Source organism: Micromonospora cremea (genome assembly GCF_900143515.1).
GTDB lineage: Bacteria > Actinomycetota > Actinomycetes > Mycobacteriales > Micromonosporaceae > Micromonospora > Micromonospora cremea.
On sequence record NZ_FSQT01000001.1, the window covers coordinates 436373 to 454580 of the forward strand.

The window sequence follows — 18208 nt, forward strand, 5'->3', positions numbered from 1 at the left end:
TGCCCCGACGGTACGCCGAGCGACCGGCAGCCCGGCGAGTCGGGCGGTCCAACAGGCAGAGGCTGCGGCCACGGCGCAGCGATAGCCTGCCGTCATGGCGAGTGCCGAACTGGATGAGTTGATCGTCGCGGACGCCGACGCGCTGCGCGTGGTTGTTGGCCAACCACGCCACGTCGCCCGGCTCGCCCTGAGCAGGAAGGGCGGCACAGTCACGACGCTGACCTGGCAGCAGGCGGTCGACGAGGCCCTGTGTTTCGGCTGGATCGACGGGCAGGCCCGTAAACGGGATCAGGAAACCTCCTGGATCCGGTTCACCCCGCGCAGGCCCCGCAGTTCCTGGTCACAACGCAACGTCGCCCACGCGGCCCGGCTGGGGGCGCAGGGACGAATGCTGCCCCCAGGCCGCGTCGCGGTAGAAGCCGCGAAGGCGGACGGGCGGTGGGCGGCCGCCTACGCCCCGCCGTCGGAGGCCGAGGTGCCGGCCGACCTCCTCGCCGCCATCGCTGCCGACCCCGCCCAGGCCATGTTCGACGTACTCACCAAAACCAACCGGTTCGCTCTCATCCACCGCGTCAACGCCGTCAAACGGGCGCAGACCCGCGAGCGGAAGATCGGCGAGTTCGTTGCCATGCTGGCCCGTCACGAGACGATTTGCCCGCAGACGGCCAAGCCTCCGAACTGGCCGCAATCGGCATCTTCATGATCATGTGCACTCATCTGCCGCCGAGCGGGCGCGCTGGCTTCTCCTCCTCCTCGCTAAACGGCTCGTCGCTCCACCGCCACCACGCCTCGTTACCATCGATGTGAAGTAGGAACTCAGGAACCTCCTGGCCCGCCGGGTACCTAAGCGTCACGGCGTTCCGAACTGCCTCGTACGCGCGCTCCCAGGACTCCACGTCCTCATCGACACCATCGAGCAGCCGCAGCTCCTCGGCGAAGAGCGTCCGGACCTCCGCGAGCCCTTCCCTCGGGTCGACACGAGCGTTCAGCCACGGGAAGTCGCCACCGGTCACCACGAGACCAGCAAGTACCCGGCCGTCGTCGCGCCGGTGCAGCGTCCAAGTGCCGCCGTGATGATCGCTCACGATGACGACCCTAGCGACTGCAGAGGATTCCCTGCTGACCCGTGCCCGGCTTCGGCTTCGCCACTGGTCGCACCTCGGCCATGATCAGATGCACGCTTCTGCCGCGTTCCGCTCGCCCGTACGGAAGGTCATTCCGCTGCGCCCCGGCCGCGGCACTCAAGTCGGGCGCGGACGTCTCGGTCACCGTGCGCTTGGACGCCAAGGTCAAGACCGCGATCTCCTCGATCCCGAAGGACGCCTGGACCACGATCGAGTACACCGACGCCGACTACGACGAACAGACCAGTCGTTTCTCCCGCTCGCTGTCACATCCGCGGCCCGGCCGGTGTCTCCATGGCATGACGACCTATCACCCCGTCGACACAGCCACCGACACAGGAGGAGACATGGAGCACACGACCCGCATCCCCCCGGCCGAGATCACCGGCGTCAAGGGAGCCCTGATCAAGCGGATGATCGAGAAGAAACTGGGCAAGGTGCCGACGGCGGTGGGCGTCTACTGGCACAACCCCAAGGTGCTGTTCGCCAGCTTCGGCCTCGGCGGCAAGCTGCAGAAGTGGGACGCCTGCGACGAGGGCCTGAAGTCGTTCGCCCACATGGCGGTCGCGTCGCTAGTCGGCTGCACGTGGTGCCTGGACTTCAACTACTTCGAGACCCGCAACAAGGGGCTCGACGTGGAGAAGGCGCGCGAGATCCCGCGGTGGCGGGAGGTGGACGTCTTCACTCCGCTGGAGCGGGACGTCCTGGAGTACGCCGAGGCGATGAGCCAGACACCGCCGACCGTGACCGACGAGCTGGTGGACCGGCTGCACGCCGAGCTGGGACCTTCCGCCGTGGTCGAGCTCACCTCGGTGATCGCATTCGCGAACATGAGCACGCGTGGCAACGTGGCGCTCGGCATCGAGTCCGACGGCTTCGCCGCCACGTGCGGCTTAAAGCCGCTGGCCGAGCGACCGGGAGTAGCGTCCGCGTCATGAGCGAGGATCCCTTCGTCGCCCACCGCAGCCTGCTGTTCACCGTCGCCTACGAGATGCTCGGCTCGGTCGCCGACGCCGAGGACGTGGTGCAGGAGACCTGGATGCGGTGGGCAGCCTTGGTCGATGCCGAGCGCTGCGAGGTCCGGGACCCTCGGGCGTACCTCGTGCGGATCGTGACCCGGCTCTGCCTCAACCGGCTGCGCACGCTCGCGCGGCAGCGCGAGGAGTACGTGGGCGAGTGGCTGCCCGAGCCCGTGCTGACCAGCCCGGACGTCGCCGAGGACGTCGAGCTTGCGGAGAGCGTGTCGATCGCCATGCTGGCGGTACTCGAGACGCTGCTGCCGACGGAGCGCGCGGTCTTCGTGCTCCGCGAGGTCTTCGACGTGCCGTACGACGAGATCGCCGAGGCGCTGGACAAGTCGCCGGCGGCGGTGCGCCAGATCGCGACGCGGGCCCGCAAGCACGTGGCGGCGCGCCGGCCGCGGATGTCGGTGAGCCGCACCGAGCAGGAGCAGGTGGTCGAGCGGTTCCTCGCCGCGCTGACCACCGGCGACGTGCCCGGACTGCTCGAGGTGCTGGCTCCCGACGTGCTCGTCGTGGGCGACGGCGGCGGCCTGGCCCCGACAATCCCGAAGCCGGTCCGCGGGGCCGCGAAGCTCGCCCCGGTGATGGCCCGCTTCGCCGAGGTCGCGCCCGGCGCCGGGGCTTTCATCGTCGACCTCAACGGCGGCATCGCGGCGCGCATCGACCCCGGCGGCGAGAACGACACGGCCGTGTCGTTCGTCATCGAGGACGGCCGGATCACCCAGATCTACGCGATCCGCAACCCGCACAAGCTCGAGCGGCTGGGCGAGGTGGCCGAGCTTCGACGGTGAGTCCGGGCTTACGCATCCTCGCATCTGCCGCGATCCGCGCGCTGCGGAGCGTGATCGCCCAGCAGCTGCCCTCGGAGTGTCCGGACATGCCGATGATGCCTTGTCCGCGCCTGAGGGGTGATGGGCGCCTTGATGCCTTGGGGTGTAGCAGTCGGTAGCGGGAACCCGGGCATCTCGCCTTACGGAGGTGGAACGTCTCGTCGCGCTAAGCAGCAATCACAAAAGATCTGACCGGATGTCCAGCGGGCTCTGTGACGGCTCCTCTCCTGTCAGCGCCACGTGGTTGGATGCAGGCCGGTGATCAGGAGAGGGAATCATGACGCGCACCACCCCACCGCGTCCGTTGGATGTGGTCTCGTTGTTTCCGGAACTGGCAGCGAGGGCCAGGACCGCCACCCGCCTTCATCCCCGCCCAGGAGACCCGACCGTGCATGACAGCTCGGTGGGTGGGCCTTTGCTGTGGCCGGTAGGCGAGGCCTGGCCGACATGCAGCGACGAGCACGAGCCGTACGAGTTGACGACGCTGGAGGACGTCCGCACGCGTCGACGCATCCTCGCCGCGGCGTGGCAACGGCCCAGGCCGCCGGGAACGAATCTGCTCACTCCCGATGAGAAGGTGGTCGTAGACCGCGTAGCTGCCGGTTACGACCCGGCGCTGCTGCCGGGGGAGCCGCTGCCGCTCATCCCGCTGGCGCAGCTCTACGCCCGGGACGTCCCTGATCTGCCCTGTCCCGATGGCACGGACATGCTTCAGGTGCTGTGGTGCCCGTTCGACGAAATCATGGATGCGCGGTCGGCGGTGCACCTACGGTGGCGGCGGTCCACAAGCGTGCGGAACCTGCTGATGCACCCGCCCGAGCCGGCCTTCGTCGGCTAGGGCTATTACGTGCCGGAACCTTGCGTTCTGCACCCAGAGCAGGTCATCGAGTACCCGGCTTATCACGAGCTGGATGACAAGCTGGCGGAACGCATCATTTCCCGAGAAAGGGAGCTTCTCCAGTCACCGGACGAGAAGCAACCGGGTTACAGGGGCGATCTGTCAATCGCTCCCGGTTGGAAGGTCGGTGGCTGGTCCGCCTTCTTTACCTTCCGGAGCCCGGCGGGCCCTGATGAGCTCCGGTGCTGCGGCGCTCCGCTGGAACCCCTTCTCACCATCCCCAGCGACGAATGGGACGGCGACAGCCGCAGCTGGCGTCCCATCACTGAGGAGGACGAGTCGGTCGACCACACCCCGACCCAGGTGGAAATTGGTCGTGGCTACACACTCCAGGTCTACCGTTGCACCGCCTCGCAGGAGCACCCACCGGTCACCATCATGCAGTAACTGAGTCGATGAACTCTCATGCCGCGATCCGCGCGGTCATGCCGATGACACGCCGTCTTGCCTCTGTGAAAAGGTGAGGATGTGGCTTCCCCGCTGATCCGTTCGGCAAGACAGTCGGAGCTCGATGACTTGGCCCTGCTTGAGGTCCAGGCTGGCGAGCTCTTCCGCTCGGTTGGCATGTCAGAGGTGGCCGACCATGTCCCCGATCAGCAGGCCCTGAGTCGAAGTCAGCAGCAAGGGCTGATCTGGGTTGCCGAGGAAGACGGGAAGATTGCCGGCTACATCGTGGCAAGGGTGCTGGACGGTAATGCCCACATAGAGCAGGTATCGGTAGCTCCCACTCACGCTCGGCGGGGCATCGGCCGCCGGCTCATATCGCACCTCGAGACATGGGGCAGGCGCAACGATCGGCCAGCGACGACCCTGACGACATTTCGCGACGTGCCCTGGAACGGCCCCTACTACCGGACACTTGGGTACCGAGAGCTACTCGGCGCGGAGATCGGACGCGAGCTGGCAGCCGCGATGCAACACGAAGCGTCGCTGCCCGGAATAGATGCTTCCCGTCGCTGCGCGATGATCAAGTGCAACGGCGACGTTTCTTGACGTGCGTCGTCAGGTGCCGCCGGTGGTCGCCCTCCCCGCGTCATCCTCAACTGCCGCCGATCGTGCGCGTCGGCGTCGGAGCGCCCCGTCACGGCTAGGTAGCCGCCGAAGGTGGTTCGTCCGAGTGCGAGGACGTCCGGTCGTGCCGATGGGCGGGTGTCGGGTGATTGATCGAACTGCACCCTCCGACGTCTCAGTAGTTGGTGTCTGGCGGGCCGATTTTTGGAGCTCCAGGGCCGCTGTGGGGTGCCTAGACTTCCAAGTTTCGGAATGGGCCCCGGGCTTGCCCTTGGGTGCCGCTGACCAAGCACAAACGTACGTGATCATGGAAGTGGGCGGTCGGTGGGCCGTGATCACGTGAGTTCTGTGCGGCTGGGCACTCTTTTATGGGATTCATGGAGTGTGCATGGGCAGGCGGCGTGATCACGTGGAGTTGTTGCTCGCGGAGTCAGTCGCGCGTACGTCATCGGCCTCGTCGCCGAGTTGGAGATCCTTCTGCCGTGGAGAAAGCTCGGATGCGCGCTGCCCCGGCGGCGCTGGTCGCCGCGGTTGAGGAGTCACCGGCGTACTCAGTCGCCGCCGATCTGGCCCGCGCCGTTGAGGTAGGTGAGAACGGCGAGGACGCGGCGGTGGCCGCTGTCGGTGGCGGCGAGGCCGAGCTTGTTGAAGATGTTGCCGATGTGCTTGTGCACGGCGTTGTCGGTGATGAAAAGCCGGTCAGCGATGGTGTTGTTGTCGTGTCCCTGTGCCATCAGCGCGAGTACCTCGCGTTCGCGAGGGGTGAGGACGGCGATCGGGTGGCCGCGGTTGGCGAGGAGTTGGGCGATGACTTCGGTGTCCATGGCGGTGCCACCGGCGGCCACTCGGCGCAGCGCGTCGACGAACTCATCCACCCGGCTGACGCGATCCTTGAGGAGGTAGCCGACGCCGCCGCCGGTGGTGGAGAGGAGTTCGGCGGCGTACTGCTGCTCGACGTACTGCGACAGCACCAACACCGGCAGGCCAGGGTGCTCTCGACGGGCCTGCAGGGCGGCTCGGATGCCCTCGTCGCGAAATGACGGCGGCAGCCGGACGTCGACGATGGTGACGTCGGGCCGATGGTCCCGCACGGCGGTGAGGAAGCCCGTCGCGTCGCCCGCGATGGCGGCGATGTCGAACCCCACGCTGTTGAGCAGCAGTTCCAGTCCGGTGGCCAGCAGCACGTTGTCTTCGGCGATTACAACCCGCACGGCAGCTCCATGGTGATCGTCGTCGGCCCGCCGGCCGGACTATCGACCTCGACGGTGCCGTCGAGAGCGAGCACCCGGCGACGGATCCCGGCCAGGCCGGTGCCCAGCCGATCGTCGGCGCCGCCAGCGCCATTGTCGGTGATCACCACCGATAACCGGTCTGCCGTGTGGCTCACCCGTACGCCGGCCGTAGTCGCTTGGCTGTGCTTGGCGACGTTAGTGAGTGCCTCGGCGACGGCGAAGTAGACGATAGACTCCACGGCCGCCGGTACCGTTTCGAGGTTGTCGATGTCCAGCCGGGTTGGCACGCCGCAACGAGCCGTCACTGCGGTCAGTGCACCGGTGAGGCCGCGGTCGGCGAGGATCGGCGGGTAGACGGTTCGGATCACGTCGCGGAGTTCGGTCATCGCCTCCTCGGTTCCTTCGTGCGCGTCCCGAAGAAGTCCTTCCAGGAACTGCTCGTTTCGTGGATTGCCGGACAGTGCCCGCCGGGCCACGGCCAGCCGCATCGCGATGGCCACCAGCCGCGCCTGGGTGCCGTCGTGCAGGTCGCGCTCGATCCGGCGCAGCTCTGCGCCGTGTGCGTCGAGCACGTCTGCCCGGGTGCGGGTCAACACGGCGACCCGGTCGGCGAGCTGTTCGGCCGCCGAGTGCGACAGCACGACCAGGCAGATCCGGGCGTGTGCGCGAGCGATCGGCGCGAAGGCCAGGTACGCCAGCGCGGTGAGCAGGACGATCTGCAGTGGACCGAGTGTGAGGGCTGTCGCCCAACTGGTCACCGGAATATCGATGAACAGCCGTGGCCGATCCTGCGGTGCGAACGCCCACCACAGTGGTGTAGCGATTGCGGCGGTCAGGAGATTGCCGACGCACAGCAGCGCGAGCAGGCCGAGCGGCACTGCGGTGATGGCGTTCACCGGCAGCCAGAGCAGGTCGCGGGGCGCCGCCGGATCGGCCCATGCTCGGCGTCCCGTCGCGCGCAGGGCAGGACGCGATGCCAACGGCGTCTCGAGCAGTCGGCCGGCGCGGTCACGGTGCCAATTCGCCCATCGCCGGGCGCGCCTCGGATGGCACAGCAGCGGCAGCGCGAGCAGCGTGGCGACCCCGGTGGCCAGTGATCTCAGCAGGTAGGCCCCGCCACGCCACGCCTGCACCCACCGTCGACCCGACGTCACAGGATGCCCTTTCTGCGTACCCTCCTCGGGGCAGCGTCCCTTCGCGTTCCCGACACGGCGCCAAGTCTGCCCCGTGGCCGCCGCCCGCAGCACTACAGCCAGCTGTACCTCACATCGGGTGGTACGGGATATCGGTATCCGACGACGCGGAATCTAGCGTCGGACCACATGAGATTCAACAGCAGAAACCCATCGAGACGACGCGGGGCGCTGGTCGAGGCCACCGCGACCCACTCGCTATACCCGGATGCAATGCCGACATTTACGACCCATCCGTACGCAGTGCAGTTGGATTCGGTGTCAAAGGTATACGGGTCGGGCAGGAATGAGGTACGCGCTCTCGACGGGGTAACAGCCGGATTCCCGCGCGGTACGTTCACCGCCGTCATGGGCCCGTCCGGGTCCGGCAAGAGCACGTTTCTGAACTGCGCGGCCGGTCTGGACCGCCCGACATCGGGCCGGGTCGTGCTGGGTGACACGGAGCTGTCCGGCCGGTCGGAGACCGAGTTGACCGAGCTGCGCCGGGACCGGATCGGGTTCGTCTTTCAGGCGTACAACCTGCTCGGTGCGCTGAGCGTGGCGGACAACGTCACGTTGCCCGTCCGGTTGGCCGAGAAACCGGTCGATCCCGAGCAACTAGCGAGTGTCCTCGCCGCGGTCGGGCTCGCCGAGCATCACGACCGGCGCCCGAGTCAGCTCTCCGGTGGCCAGCAACAGCGGGTGGCGATCGCCAGAGCGCTCATCAACCGGCCCGACCTGGTGTGCGCCGACGAGCCGACGGGCGCGCTGGACAGCGGCACCGGCCGCCAGGTCCTGGCACTGCTCAGGAAGATCGTCGACGACCTGGGGCAGACCGTGCTGATGGTCACGCACGATCCGGTGGCGGCCGCGCAGGCTGACACCGTGGTGTTCCTCGCAGACGGCCGGTTGGCCGGCGAGATGCCCCGGCCGTCCGCCGAGCAGATCGCCGAGCGGATGACTCACCTAGGCGAGCCGTGGGCCGCCGCGTGATGTCCAAGCGCATGCTGGCGCTGGCCTGGAGCACGGTCAAGGGACGAAAGGGCGGGTTCGTCGCGGCGTTCGTGGCAGTGCTGTTCGGCTCGGCGGTGATCACGGCCTGCGGGATCCTGCTGGAAAGCAGCGAACGCTCGGGCGTGCCGACCGAGCGCTATCAGGCTGCCGACCTGGTGGTGGGCGCCCCGCAGGCACTGCCGGTGGCCGACGACGTGGATCCCAGATTCGGCGAGCGGGCCACCCTGCCGGCCGACCGGGTCGGCGATATCGCGCGAGTGCCTGGCGTCCGGGCGGCGATCGCCGACGTCAACGTCCCGGTCAGCCTCGTGATGGCCGACGCCGAGGTGCTCGCCGGGCCGGACGGCACCCCCGCGCTCGGGCATGGCTGGCAGTCGGCCACGCTCGGCCCGTTCACCACGAGCGCCGGCCGGGCCCCGACCGGGCCGGACGACGTGGTGCTGGACTCCGCGCTGGCCGAGCGGGCCGGCGTCACCGTCGGCGCGTCGGTTCGGCTCGTGCTCGGCTCGAACACGTCGACGTACCGGGTGACGGGCATCGCGGGTCTGCCTGCAGGCAGTCTCGTCCGGCAGTCCGCACTGTTCTTCACCGATGACCGGGCCCGGGAACTGACCGGCCAACCGGACCGGGTGGACGCGATCGGCGTGCTGGCCGCGCCCGGTGTCAATGCCGACGAGTTGGCAAGCGCCATCAAGGCGGCGGCCGCCGATGTGGTCGTCTACACCGGCAGTGACCGCAGCGAGGTCGAGTTCCTCGCCATCGGCAGCACGCGTTCGTTCATCAGCGAACTGTCGCTGGCGTTCGGCGGCAGCATGGTCTTGGTGATCATGATCGTCGTGGCGAGCACACTCGCCCTGTCCGTTCGGCAGCGGCTGCGGGAACTGGCGCTGCTGAGGGCGATCGGCGCGACCCCGAAGCAGGTGCTCGGCATGATCGCCGCCGAGACCATGGTGGTGGGCACGCTCGGGGCAGTGCTCGGCGTGATTCCGGGCATCGGGCTGAGTTTCCTCTTCCACGAAACCTTCACCCTGGTCGGCGCGGTACCGGACGACTTCGAACTGTCGATCAGCCCGCTTCCGGTACTCGTGGCGATGGTGCTCTGCCTGGTCGGCGCCCGTCTGGGCGGCTGGATAGCCGCCCGGCGAGCGGCCAAGCTCAGGCCGGTGGACGCGCTCGGCGAGGCCGCGGTGGAGCCGCCCAAACTCGGATGGCTTCGGTTGACCATCGGCTTGCTGCTGGTCCCCGTCGGTCTCGCCACCGCGGCCGTGCTGCCGCTGGTGCTACCCGGTGAAGGGGCCGTTGAAAGCGCGGCCTTCTCGGCGTTCCTGCTCGTCTTCGCCGTCGCGCTGCTGGGGCCGCGGTTGCTCGGCGGTGCCGTCACCGTGCTGGGCCCCTCGCTGAACCGCAGGTCGGGCGTCAGCGGGTTCCTCGCGACCGCGAACGCGCACGCCAACTCCCGGCGGCTCGCCGCGGCGACCACTCCTGTGATCATGGGCATCACCCTGGCCGCCGCGCAGCTCTTCAGCGCGACGACCTCGAGCTCGGCCGCGCAGGATCAGGCCGCGGACGGACTGCGCGCGGACTACGTCGTCACGTCCACGTCCGCCGGTGTCTCGCCCGAGGTCGCGGACGTGCTCCGGGACGTGCCCGGCGTCTCGGCGGTGACCCCGGTCGTCCGCACGCGGACGCTGGCGTTCACCTCGGGAGACGACCCTCAGATCAGGACCTACCCGGCGCAGGGGACCATCGGCCACCGGCTCGCCGAGACCATGGATCTCGCCGTTCTCCAGGGCGATGTCGCGGATGTGCGGGGCAACACGGTGGCGTTGAGCCGGATCGCGGCGGGCACCCTCGGCGCTGCTCTCGGCGACACCGTGGACCTCCGTCTCGGTGACGGCACGCCGATCAGACCCACGGTGGTGGCGCTCTACGAGAGAGGACTCGGCTTCGGTGACGTCACGCTGCCGCACGACCTCGTCCTGGAGCACACCACCGACCGCCTGGACTTCGCGGTGCTGATCGCGCCGGCCACGGGAACCGACGTCGGGGCACTCGGCGATGCGTTGCGATCGGCTGTCCAACACCTCCCGAGCGTCCAGGTCAACAACCGCGAGTCGTTCGTCGCCGCGCAGCGCGATGCCGCCACCGGCGAGTCGGCGGTCGGCCTCATCCTCAACGCGGTCATGCTCGGCTACCTCGCGATCGCCGTGGTGAACACCCTGGTGATGGCGACCGCCGCACGCTTTCGCGAATTCGCCCTGCTTCAACTGGTCGGCGCCACCCGTCGCCAGGTGTTCGCGATGATGCGCAGCGAGACGAGGATCATCGTCGTCGCAGCCGTTCTTATCGGTACCCTGGCCGCGATCCCGTCGTTGATCGGCACGAGCATCGGGCTGACCAGGACGCTGATCCCGTCCATCCCACTGCTCATCTACCTGGGAATCGTCGCGGTCGCCGCGCTGCTCGGCTGGGCCGCCATCATGACCTCGACCCGGATCGCCATGCGGTCGCAGCCGGTCGACGCGATTGGCGTTCGCGAGTGACGCCGGCGACGCCACAGCCAGCTGTACCGCATATCGGGTGGTACGAGGTATCGGTCCGCGTCAACGCCGCTCCTAGCGTCAGTGCCATGAGACTGAACAGCAGAAACCTATCGAGGCAGCGGGTCGCGCTGGGTGCGACGGCGGGCCTTGTCGCCCTCACGTTCACGGTCACCGGGCTCGACCCGGGCCTAATACTCCAACGTCACTTGATCTTTCGGCTGGCGATGTGACTGGGTCTGCGCTGGTAGTGGGATCGTCGGGCTCGGGCTTGGGATGTTCGTCGCCAGGTGGACCAGCGCAGGGTGTGCGCTGGTGGTAGCGGCAGGGCGAGGACGAAGGCGTTCAGGAGTCGGCGGATCTCGGCGACGGTCAACGCGATGACCTGCGGGTCGGCGTCGGATTGCTGGGCGACGAGGATAGTCAGGACGGCCATGGCGAGCATGGCCAGGGTGATGTGCCGGTGCCAGCCGGTCCAGCCGCGGACCTGGTCCAGGCCGACCTGACCTTTGACGGTCTGGAACAGCTCCTCGATGCTCCAGCGGGAGCCGGCCACCCTGACGAGGGTGTGCAGCGGCACCGGGCGGGGTGACCAGCACAGGTAGAAGGCCAGCTCGCCGGTGGCGCGGTTGCGGCGGACGAGCAGCCACCGATACTCGCCGGGCTGGGTGGCGGTGGTGATCCAGGCCCACAGGTAGTCACGGGGTCCTTTCGCTCCTGGCCCGCAACTGTGCAGCTGCCACGCCCGGCTGGGGATCCGCTGCGCGACTTCGTTGACGCGCACAAGGGTGCGGCCGCCGTTGACCGCCACGCGTCGGTCGCAGCCGACCGCCAGGACGTTGCCGATCCTCCGGTGTTCCAGGTCAGCGCGCAGGCCAGGGTCGGCGCCGTAGACCTCGTCGCCGGTCACCCACCCGACCGGAACACCGGCGTCAAGGGCGGGCGGCGATCATCTGCCGGGCCAGGGCCGGCTTCGTGGCGAACCCGACCTGGTCCGGGACACCGGCGGCGGCGAGACGGTCGGGGGCGATCGCACCAGGTCGCCTCAGGAAGGTAGAGCCGGCGGTCGATCATGGCTCGCCCTTTGGGTGAGACGTAGGCCAGGAACACTCCGACCTGGCTGTTCTCGATCCGGCCGGCGGTGCCGGTGTACTGCCGCTGCACCCCGACCGAGCCCACGCCCCTTCTTCAGGAAGCCGGTCTCGTCGGTGACCAGCACAGCGTCGGGGTGGCCGAGCTGCTCCACCAGCCAGGAACGCACGTCATCGCGGACGTCGGCATTCCACACCGTCGTACGCAGCAGCCGCTGCATCGCCTGCGGATCGGCGTGACCAGCCCGTTCCGCCAACGACCAGCAGGTCTTCCGATCTACGCCCGACAGCAGCCCTTCCACGAACTGCCCGACAGTCCGACGCGGCTCCTCCCGAACGAAGCCGCCAGCGACGCGCGTCACCGCCTCGTTCAGGATGACCCGCCACCGGTCAAGGTCCGGCCTGTGGCCCTCGGCACCGGATGATCTTCGGTTGTTCCCACCATGATCGATGATCAACGCGGTAGTCGTCCTCATGCCCTCGCCACGCCCAGCACCCGACTGGTATGGGTCAGCCCGCCCAGGCTCGACCTGGCACTACCGATGCTTGGGCGCCACGGCCTCGAGGTCGTCGATGCTGCCGGACATGATCGTGCGAAGGTGCTCGGTGATGTCCTGAGTTGGCCAGTCCCACCAGGCAAGTGCCAGAAGGCGGGCGACGTCTTCCTCGCTGTAGCGGCGGCGGATGAGCCTGGCTGGGTTGCCGCCGACGATGCCGTAGTCGGGGACGTCGTCGACGACGACGGACCCGGAAGCGATGACCGCTCCGCTGCCGATCTGGACGCCGGGCATCACCATGGCTCGGTATCCGAACCACACGTCGTTGCCAACCACAGTGTCACCCCGTCCGGGCAGGTTGGTGATGAGATCGAAGTGTTCGACCCAGGAACCACCCATGATCGGGAACGGAAAGGTCGACGGGCCGTCCATGCGGTGGTTGGCGCCGTTCATGATGAACCGCACGCCCTCGCCCAGCGCGCAGAACTTCCCGATGATCAGCTTCTCCGGCCCGTAGTGATACAGCACGTTGCGGGTCTCGAAGGCGGTTGGATCATCCGGGTCGTCGTAGTAGGTGAACTCCCCAACCTCGATCAGTGGCGAGGTGACCAGCGGCTTCAGTAGCACCACGCGCGGCTGTTCGGGCATCGGATGCAGCACGCCCGGATCGGCCGGAACACCTGCCATCGTGAATCTCCTCATCGGGCCGCTGAAGGGACGCAACCAAGATCGCAAAGACTCGCCGCACGCTACCACCGCACCCGTCTACACGGAGCGCACTGCCTCGATGTCGCTATCCGGTCCAGGAGCACCGCGCGAATCCCGCTTGATGAGGACGACTTCAGCCAAGTGACGTTGGAGTATTAAGGATCGGCGACCGGTTCCGGCCACGCCACGGCCCGGTTGCGACGGGACACCGACGCGATCCACGCCCTCGGGGTGACCGGCGTTCAAGCCCGAGTGACCACTCCGACGGCCGGCACCTCGTCGCCACCAGCGGGGTCGCCGATCGTGACACCAGGCGCCCGGTGTCACCCAACGGACGCTTCCGAATCGCCAGTACCCGCAAGGCGTTCGAAGCCACCGTCGTCCTGCAACGTGCCTCGGTGATCTGGATCAAAGACCTCACCCGAACCAGAGCCGAGAGCCGCGCAGGTCATCGAGGGGCGTAGCTCGTCGGGATCCAGTTGGGGGCTCTCAGCGGCAGCTGTATTCCCGGATGTCGGGCCCGCTGCCGCCCGGGGAGTGGGGATTGTGCCCACCGGCGCGGTGTCGGCCCGCGGGCTCAGGTGAGGGCGGCGACCAGCAGGGCGAAGGCGGCGATGATGACGGCGACGCGGACGTAGTGCAAGCGGTCCCAGCGGTTCATCTGCTGCTTCCAGTCGGCGGGCCGGTTCTCGGGGGTCCACGTCTTGCCCCGGTTGTTGATCGGGACGAGCAGCAGGATCGACATGATCACGCTGAGGATCAGCAGTGCGCCAGCGGTGACGACGAGGCCGGTGCCGTGGTGGTGCCATCCGGCGATGGCCCAGACCGCGACGAGGACGAGCGAGCCGATGTACCAGACCGGCATCACGGCGCCGAGCATCCGGCCCCCGTGGGCGCGGCCGAGTTGGCCACTGTCCTCCGGGAGGGCGTTGAAGATCGGGTTGATGACGAAGGCGACGGAGAACTCCACCCCCACCATCACGCCGACGACCACGGTGGTGAACACCTCGAGTGCGTTGAGCATGAAAAGCCCTCCTGGAACCTAGCGTTGATAGCTGGCGTGGCAACGCTAGCACTGCTGCCGCTCGATCGTCTAGCGGTGCTAGGATCGAATCATGTCGGTACAGGAACGCAAGGAGCGCGAACGGGCGGACCGCGAGCGCCTCATCGTGGCCACGGCCCGCGAACTCGCCGAGCAGCAGGGCTGGGACGCGGTCACCACCCGCCGGCTCGCCGAGCGCATCGAATACAGCCAGCCCGTCCTCTACAGCCACTTCCGCGGCAAGCGCGAGATCATCGGCGCCGTCGCCCTGCAGGGCGCCGCCGAGATGGCCGCGGCGGTGCGGGCCGCGACCGCCGCCGCGGACGGCCCTCGTACCCGGGTCACCGCCCTCGCCCGCGCCTACCTCGACTTCGCCGCACGCAACCCGGCGGTCTACGACGCCATCTTCCAGCTCGACGGCGGCCTGGCGTTCGCGCACGAGGACACCCCGGCACCTCTCAAGGACGCCTTCGCCGCGCTACTGGAGAGCCTCGGCGAGGTCGCCGGCGACGGCGTCCACCCGGGGCTGTTCACCGAGACCTTCTGGGCGGCCCTGCACGGGCTGGCCACCCTGACCCGGGCCGGACGGCTGCCGCCGGAGCACACCGAGCAGAGGGTGGAACTGCTGGTGGACCGGCTCGCCTTGCTCTGACGCACCGTCCCGGCGGGCACACACCCGGGGGTCCTCGGGCCCCGCTGCCTGCCTGCGGCATCGCTTCCGGTCACTCGCGCCCGTCGGGGGTCCGGGGCCCGGCGATCTGCGGCTGCGCCGTGGCCTACCGGCGTGCTTTCCGCTCTGTCGATACCTCCGCGCGCTGACACGGTCGCGGCGGGGTGCCGGCACCGATCCCCGACCCGTGTCCTGTCCCCTCTGGCGATGATCTTGACCTGCTCGACCAACGGGCCGTCACTGGTGACCGGGCACAACGGCGCGGGCCGTCAACACCTCACAGCAAACAAGTCCGCCCATGTGGCTCAGAAACGAAACACACATGAAGGCCGCATACTCGCACAAGCATCGCTTTCTCATCATTAAGCGTGCCAGCGGAGACGGTCGACCTCGCGCAAGAGATGATCGGGGATGTGACCGATCCAAAGGCCCATAGGGATACTCATTCGACACCGAGCGCGAACGGACCAGCCCGAGCGCCGCGCGAGGCGATGACGAAACAACAGTTGGCGGTGTGGCGCTCCCTCCTCGATACGACGTCGGCGCTCGCTCGTGCCTTGACTGCCGAACTGGCGCTTGAGTCAGGACTCTCGTCGGGCGACTACCAGGTGCTGCTCGCCCTCGTGGAGGCCCCCGGGAAGAGGATCCGCTCGTCCGAGTTGGCCGACAGCATCGATTGGGAACGCAGTCGCTTGTCGCATCACCTTCGACGCATGGAGATGCGTGGCTTGGTTCGTCGCGAGGGCTCCGGTCCACATGACAGTCGGGCAACCCACGTGACGCTGACAACACAGGGCGAGACCCGTTTTCAAACAGCCAGCAAGATCCACACGGCGACTGTCAAGCGCTACTTCGCCGACGCACTGAGTGCGCAGCAGTTCGCGTCGTTGGCCGAGATTCTGGATGCCTTGGATCGACACCTGACCTCTATGTGATACGTCAGTCATTGACGTGTCATCAGACCGGGGTAACGTTGGTGACGCGTCAACACGGCGTGTCGGAGCGTGGACGATCCCGTCGCCTCGGCCCATGATGAGAGAGGTGTGCCGCAAATGAAAGCGTGGCAGTTCATAGGTGTGGGGAGCCCTCTGACCTTGCGTGATGTCGATGTGCCCGAAGCGGGGCCGGGCCAGGTCCTTATCGATGTCAAGGCTTCAGGGCTCTGCCACAGCGACATCGGATATCTCGAGGGGACGATCACGCATCTTCCGTTCGCTCCCATCACGCTAGGGCACGAGATGTCGGGGGTCATCGCCCAAGTCGGCGCCGGCGTTACCGGATTCAAGATCGGACAGCGGGTCGCGATCCCGTCCACTCTCGAGACCCCGGGTAATGCCAGCGATGGCGGCTTCGCCGAGTATGTGGTCGCCCGCCAGGAACACATCCTTGGGATACCGGACGACGTCGACTTTGTCCACGCGGCACTCGCAATGGACGCCGGGATGACGTCGTACCACGCGGTCCGGTACGGCGGGACGAAGCAGGGCACGCGGATCGGTATTATCGGGCTGGGCGGTCTGGGGTTTCTCGGAGCACAGTTCGCGCTGGCCCTCGGTGCCGAGGTGTACGGGGTCGAGATCAACGAAGACGTCTGGCCCCGTGCTCTCGACGTCGGCGTAGCCGACGTCGCGAGGAGCATCGGCGAATTCGCCGACAAGAACCTCGAAGTCATCATTGACTTCGCCGGTTTCGGGACGACGACGGCGGAAGCATTCGAGGCAATCGGCCACGGGGGCACCGTCGTTCAGGTCGGACTCGGTCGCAGTACCGCCACCATATCTACCTGGGCGCTGTTGTCGAAGGAGTTGCGCTACCTCGGGTCGGCTGGCGGCACCTTCGACGACGTCCGGGCCGTACTCGATTTGTTTAGCCGCAACAAGGTGAAACCTCTGCTCAGTACTGTCTCTTTCGAGCAGATCGGCGAAGCGATCGGGCGGCTGGAACGCGGACGGGTCGACGGCCGCATCGTCGCCGTCCAGCACTGACGTACGACCGCTGTCGAGGTCAACTCCGGGGGCGGCGAGGTTTGCCCTCTGGGTCCTCGCCGCCTCCGGCTGTGCTTCCGCGAAGCAAACGGTCCACCTTTGCCCAGCAGTCCGCGCGACCAGCGAATGCGGCAGCACGACGACTGCTGACCATATCCGGGCACTCGACCCGGCGCTGTCGCAACCGCGGGACACCCATACCGGTTTCCGCACCGCTGATACGACATGCGGCGCCGCGTCCGCGCATCCGCAGCGACGACCCGGCACTCGCTCGGTCTGCGTGCTCATGAACAACACAACCGATGTGCTCAACCTGTATGCCCACAGGGCGGTGTTGTCAGGCCGCCATGGCGGTTTCTTGGCAGCCGGACGAGCGGCTCGGGCCGGACAGGTCGCCCCGCGTGACTGCGGCGGCCACGACGCGTTCGGCGCGGCGGCGGCGCATCCGCAGGACCGACGCGGTGACGCCCTTCTCGGCGGCCAACTGCTCAATCAGCGCGTCTCCGAAGCGGGTGGCGCTGATCAGCTCAGCGGCCTCGGCGGTGATCAGGCCCGCGGCGGCTGCCCGGCCGAGCAACAGGTCCGGATGCCCGTAGGGCATCCTCGGCGATCGCGAGCCGGTGGGCAGGTCCAGCGGCAGTTCCTCGCCGTCGTCGGCCTTGACGACCGCGGCCCCGGCGCGCCAGGCCGCCCAGCACAGCCGCAGCCATAACCGGGGCGGGGTGAGGTCCGCCGCACGCAGTGCCTGAAGGAACCCGGCGAGGACCGCGGAGTCGACGTCGTCGGCGTGCCGGGTGTAGCCGCGGCTGATCTTCGCTGCGAGGTGTGTCAGGGCGGGCAGGGCCACGCCGATCGCGCCGACGACCCAGGCCGGTCCCCATTCGCGGGCGTGGTGGGCCAACTGCCGCCACAGCTCATCGGTGGTGTTGCTGTCGTAGCGTCCGTCCATCAGCAGCTTGCGTAGCTCGTGCAGCGGCATCGTCGTGTCCGGCAGACCTGGTACCGGGCGAGCGTCGAACACCAGCGGAGCCGGTTCGCAGGTCAGTAGCTCGAAGGCTGTCTCGGCAGTGGTCAGCGCCGTGTCGCCTGTCCTCGTGCGGGGGGTTGTGGCCATGGTGATGCCTCCTTTACGGGAGCGCTTCGCCCTGCGCGAACGCTTCGAGACCCCCGATTGGGACAGCCCGACCTGACACCACGAGCGTGTGTCAGACCAGGACAGGTCGTGTCCGCTCGTGTCAGGTTCGCCGGTGCGCCGCCTGCCCGCGGGGCTGTCTGGCGGCCGGGCTGACCGTTCCTGTCAGGGGAGGGGCGGGTTCGATGGGCCTGTCAGCGGCGCACTGGGGATCGTCAGTACGCCCGCCGGTCCGGGGGC

Annotated in this window: 17 protein-coding genes and 2 pseudogenes; 12 read left to right on the forward strand and 7 right to left on the reverse strand. The window is 68.0% G+C overall.

Annotation, left to right across the window (positions count from 1 at the left end; translation table 11 throughout):
* Positions 1–94 precede the first annotated feature (94 nt).
* A pseudogene (locus BUS84_RS01955) lies at positions 95–703 on the forward strand (YdeI/OmpD-associated family protein).
* A gap of 10 nt (positions 704–713) precedes the next feature.
* Here BUS84_RS01955 and BUS84_RS01960 read toward each other — a convergent pair.
* The gene (locus BUS84_RS01960) at positions 714–1085 is read right to left on the reverse strand and encodes a hypothetical protein (protein WP_074308244.1); all 372 of its coding nucleotides are present in this window, start codon (positions 1083–1085) and stop codon (positions 714–716) included.
* Positions 1086–1537: 452 nt separating this feature from the next.
* Between BUS84_RS01960 and BUS84_RS39350 the strand changes: the two genes are divergently transcribed.
* From BUS84_RS39350 to BUS84_RS01980, 5 genes are all read left to right on the forward strand, one after another.
* The gene (locus BUS84_RS39350; protein WP_280175122.1) at positions 1538–2062 is read left to right on the forward strand and encodes a carboxymuconolactone decarboxylase family protein; all 525 of its coding nucleotides are present in this window, start codon (positions 1538–1540) and stop codon (positions 2060–2062) included.
* Positions 2059–2937 carry an RNA polymerase sigma-70 factor gene (locus BUS84_RS01970; RefSeq protein WP_074308245.1) on the forward strand — a complete coding sequence of 293 codons (879 nt, stop codon included), beginning with the start codon at positions 2059–2061 and terminating at the stop codon, positions 2935–2937. The genes BUS84_RS39350 and BUS84_RS01970 overlap by 4 nt, the downstream gene beginning before the upstream one ends.
* Positions 2938–3364: 427 nt before the next feature.
* Positions 3365–3814, forward strand: coding sequence for a hypothetical protein (locus tag BUS84_RS39355; protein ID WP_244298327.1), 450 nt, complete (start codon positions 3365–3367; stop codon positions 3812–3814).
* Positions 3815–3823: 9 nt separating this feature from the next.
* Complete coding sequence (locus BUS84_RS39360; protein WP_244298328.1) at positions 3824–4261, forward strand: hypothetical protein; 438 nt, start codon at positions 3824–3826, stop codon at positions 4259–4261.
* Positions 4262–4342: 81 nt separating this feature from the next.
* Entirely contained in the window at positions 4343–4867 is a 525-nt protein-coding gene (locus BUS84_RS01980) for a GNAT family N-acetyltransferase (protein ID WP_074308247.1), read from the forward strand.
* A gap of 569 nt (positions 4868–5436) precedes the next feature.
* On the opposite strand, the gene BUS84_RS01985 is transcribed toward BUS84_RS01980, so the two are convergent.
* The gene (locus BUS84_RS01985) at positions 5437–6096 is read right to left on the reverse strand and encodes a LuxR C-terminal-related transcriptional regulator (RefSeq protein ID WP_074308249.1); all 660 of its coding nucleotides are present in this window, start codon (positions 6094–6096) and stop codon (positions 5437–5439) included.
* Positions 6084–7271, reverse strand: a complete 1188-nt coding sequence (locus BUS84_RS01990; protein WP_074308251.1) for a sensor histidine kinase — start codon at positions 7269–7271, stop codon at positions 6084–6086. Before BUS84_RS01990 ends, BUS84_RS01985 begins: the two co-directional genes overlap by 13 nt.
* Before the next feature lie 252 nt (positions 7272–7523).
* Between BUS84_RS01990 and BUS84_RS01995 the strand changes: the two genes are divergently transcribed.
* Both BUS84_RS01995 and BUS84_RS02000 read left to right on the forward strand, forming a co-directional pair.
* Positions 7524–8282: an ABC transporter ATP-binding protein gene (locus BUS84_RS01995; RefSeq protein WP_074308253.1), complete on the forward strand. Its 759-nt coding sequence runs from the start codon at positions 7524–7526 to the stop codon at positions 8280–8282.
* The gene (locus BUS84_RS02000; RefSeq protein WP_074311916.1) at positions 8282–10846 is read left to right on the forward strand and encodes an ABC transporter permease; all 2565 of its coding nucleotides are present in this window, start codon (positions 8282–8284) and stop codon (positions 10844–10846) included. Before BUS84_RS01995 ends, BUS84_RS02000 begins: the two co-directional genes overlap by 1 nt.
* A 202-nt stretch (positions 10847–11048) precedes the next feature.
* Here BUS84_RS02000 and BUS84_RS02005 read toward each other — a convergent pair.
* Together BUS84_RS02005 and BUS84_RS02010 are read right to left on the reverse strand one after the other, a co-directional pair.
* Positions 11049–12296, reverse strand: a pseudogene (locus tag BUS84_RS02005) (IS701 family transposase).
* 174 nt (positions 12297–12470) lie between these two features.
* Positions 12471–13118 carry a CatB-related O-acetyltransferase gene (locus tag BUS84_RS02010; RefSeq protein WP_074308255.1) on the reverse strand — a complete coding sequence of 216 codons (648 nt, stop codon included), beginning with the start codon at positions 13116–13118 and terminating at the stop codon, positions 12471–12473.
* Between the two features lie 182 nt (positions 13119–13300).
* Here BUS84_RS02010 and BUS84_RS41055 point away from each other — a divergent pair, with 182 nt between their 5' ends.
* Positions 13301–13603: a serine hydrolase gene (locus tag BUS84_RS41055; protein ID WP_143728375.1), complete on the forward strand. Its 303-nt coding sequence runs from the start codon at positions 13301–13303 to the stop codon at positions 13601–13603.
* Between the two features lie 113 nt (positions 13604–13716).
* On the opposite strand, the gene BUS84_RS02020 is transcribed toward BUS84_RS41055, so the two are convergent.
* Complete coding sequence (locus tag BUS84_RS02020; RefSeq protein WP_074308258.1) at positions 13717–14163, reverse strand: anthrone oxygenase family protein; 447 nt, start codon at positions 14161–14163, stop codon at positions 13717–13719.
* A 91-nt stretch (positions 14164–14254) separates the two neighbouring features.
* On the opposite strand from BUS84_RS02020, the gene BUS84_RS02025 reads away from it, so the two are divergent.
* The 3 genes from BUS84_RS02025 (at position 14255) to BUS84_RS02035 (ending at position 16836) form a co-directional block, all read left to right on the forward strand.
* Entirely contained in the window at positions 14255–14833 is a 579-nt protein-coding gene (locus BUS84_RS02025; protein ID WP_074308260.1) for a TetR/AcrR family transcriptional regulator, read from the forward strand.
* Positions 14834–15219: 386 nt separating this feature from the next.
* Positions 15220–15786, forward strand: a complete 567-nt coding sequence (locus BUS84_RS02030; RefSeq protein WP_244298329.1) for a MarR family winged helix-turn-helix transcriptional regulator — start codon at positions 15220–15222, stop codon at positions 15784–15786.
* A 69-nt stretch (positions 15787–15855) separates the two neighbouring features.
* Positions 15856–16836, forward strand: a complete 981-nt coding sequence (locus BUS84_RS02035) for a zinc-binding dehydrogenase (RefSeq protein WP_208869494.1) — start codon at positions 15856–15858, stop codon at positions 16834–16836.
* 337 nt (positions 16837–17173) lie between these two features.
* On the opposite strand, the gene BUS84_RS02040 is transcribed toward BUS84_RS02035, so the two are convergent.
* Positions 17174–17950, reverse strand: coding sequence for a hypothetical protein (locus tag BUS84_RS02040; protein WP_074308264.1), 777 nt, complete (start codon positions 17948–17950; stop codon positions 17174–17176).
* Between the last annotated feature and the right edge of the window lie 258 nt (positions 17951–18208).

Bases quoted from the DNA above. Each gene is read 5' to 3' on its own strand.
- BUS84_RS39350 (WP_280175122.1), top strand. From the start codon at position 1,538: ATGATCGAGAAGAAACTGGGCAAGGTGCCGACGGCGGTGGGCGTCTAC.
- BUS84_RS01970 (WP_074308245.1), top strand. From the start codon at position 2,059: ATGAGCGAGGATCCCTTCGTCGCCCACCGCAGCCTGCTGTTCACCGTC.
- BUS84_RS01995 (WP_074308253.1), top strand. From the start codon at position 7,524: ATGCCGACATTTACGACCCATCCGTACGCAGTGCAGTTGGATTCGGTG.
- BUS84_RS02000 (WP_074311916.1), top strand. From the start codon at position 8,282: ATGTCCAAGCGCATGCTGGCGCTGGCCTGGAGCACGGTCAAGGGACGA.
- BUS84_RS02010 (WP_074308255.1), bottom strand. From the start codon at position 13,118: ATGGCAGGTGTTCCGGCCGATCCGGGCGTGCTGCATCCGATGCCCGAA.
- BUS84_RS02020 (WP_074308258.1), bottom strand. From the start codon at position 14,163: ATGCTCAACGCACTCGAGGTGTTCACCACCGTGGTCGTCGGCGTGATG.
- BUS84_RS02025 (WP_074308260.1), top strand. From the start codon at position 14,255: ATGTCGGTACAGGAACGCAAGGAGCGCGAACGGGCGGACCGCGAGCGC.
- BUS84_RS02040 (WP_074308264.1), bottom strand. From the start codon at position 17,950: ATGGCCACAACCCCCCGCACGAGGACAGGCGACACGGCGCTGACCACT.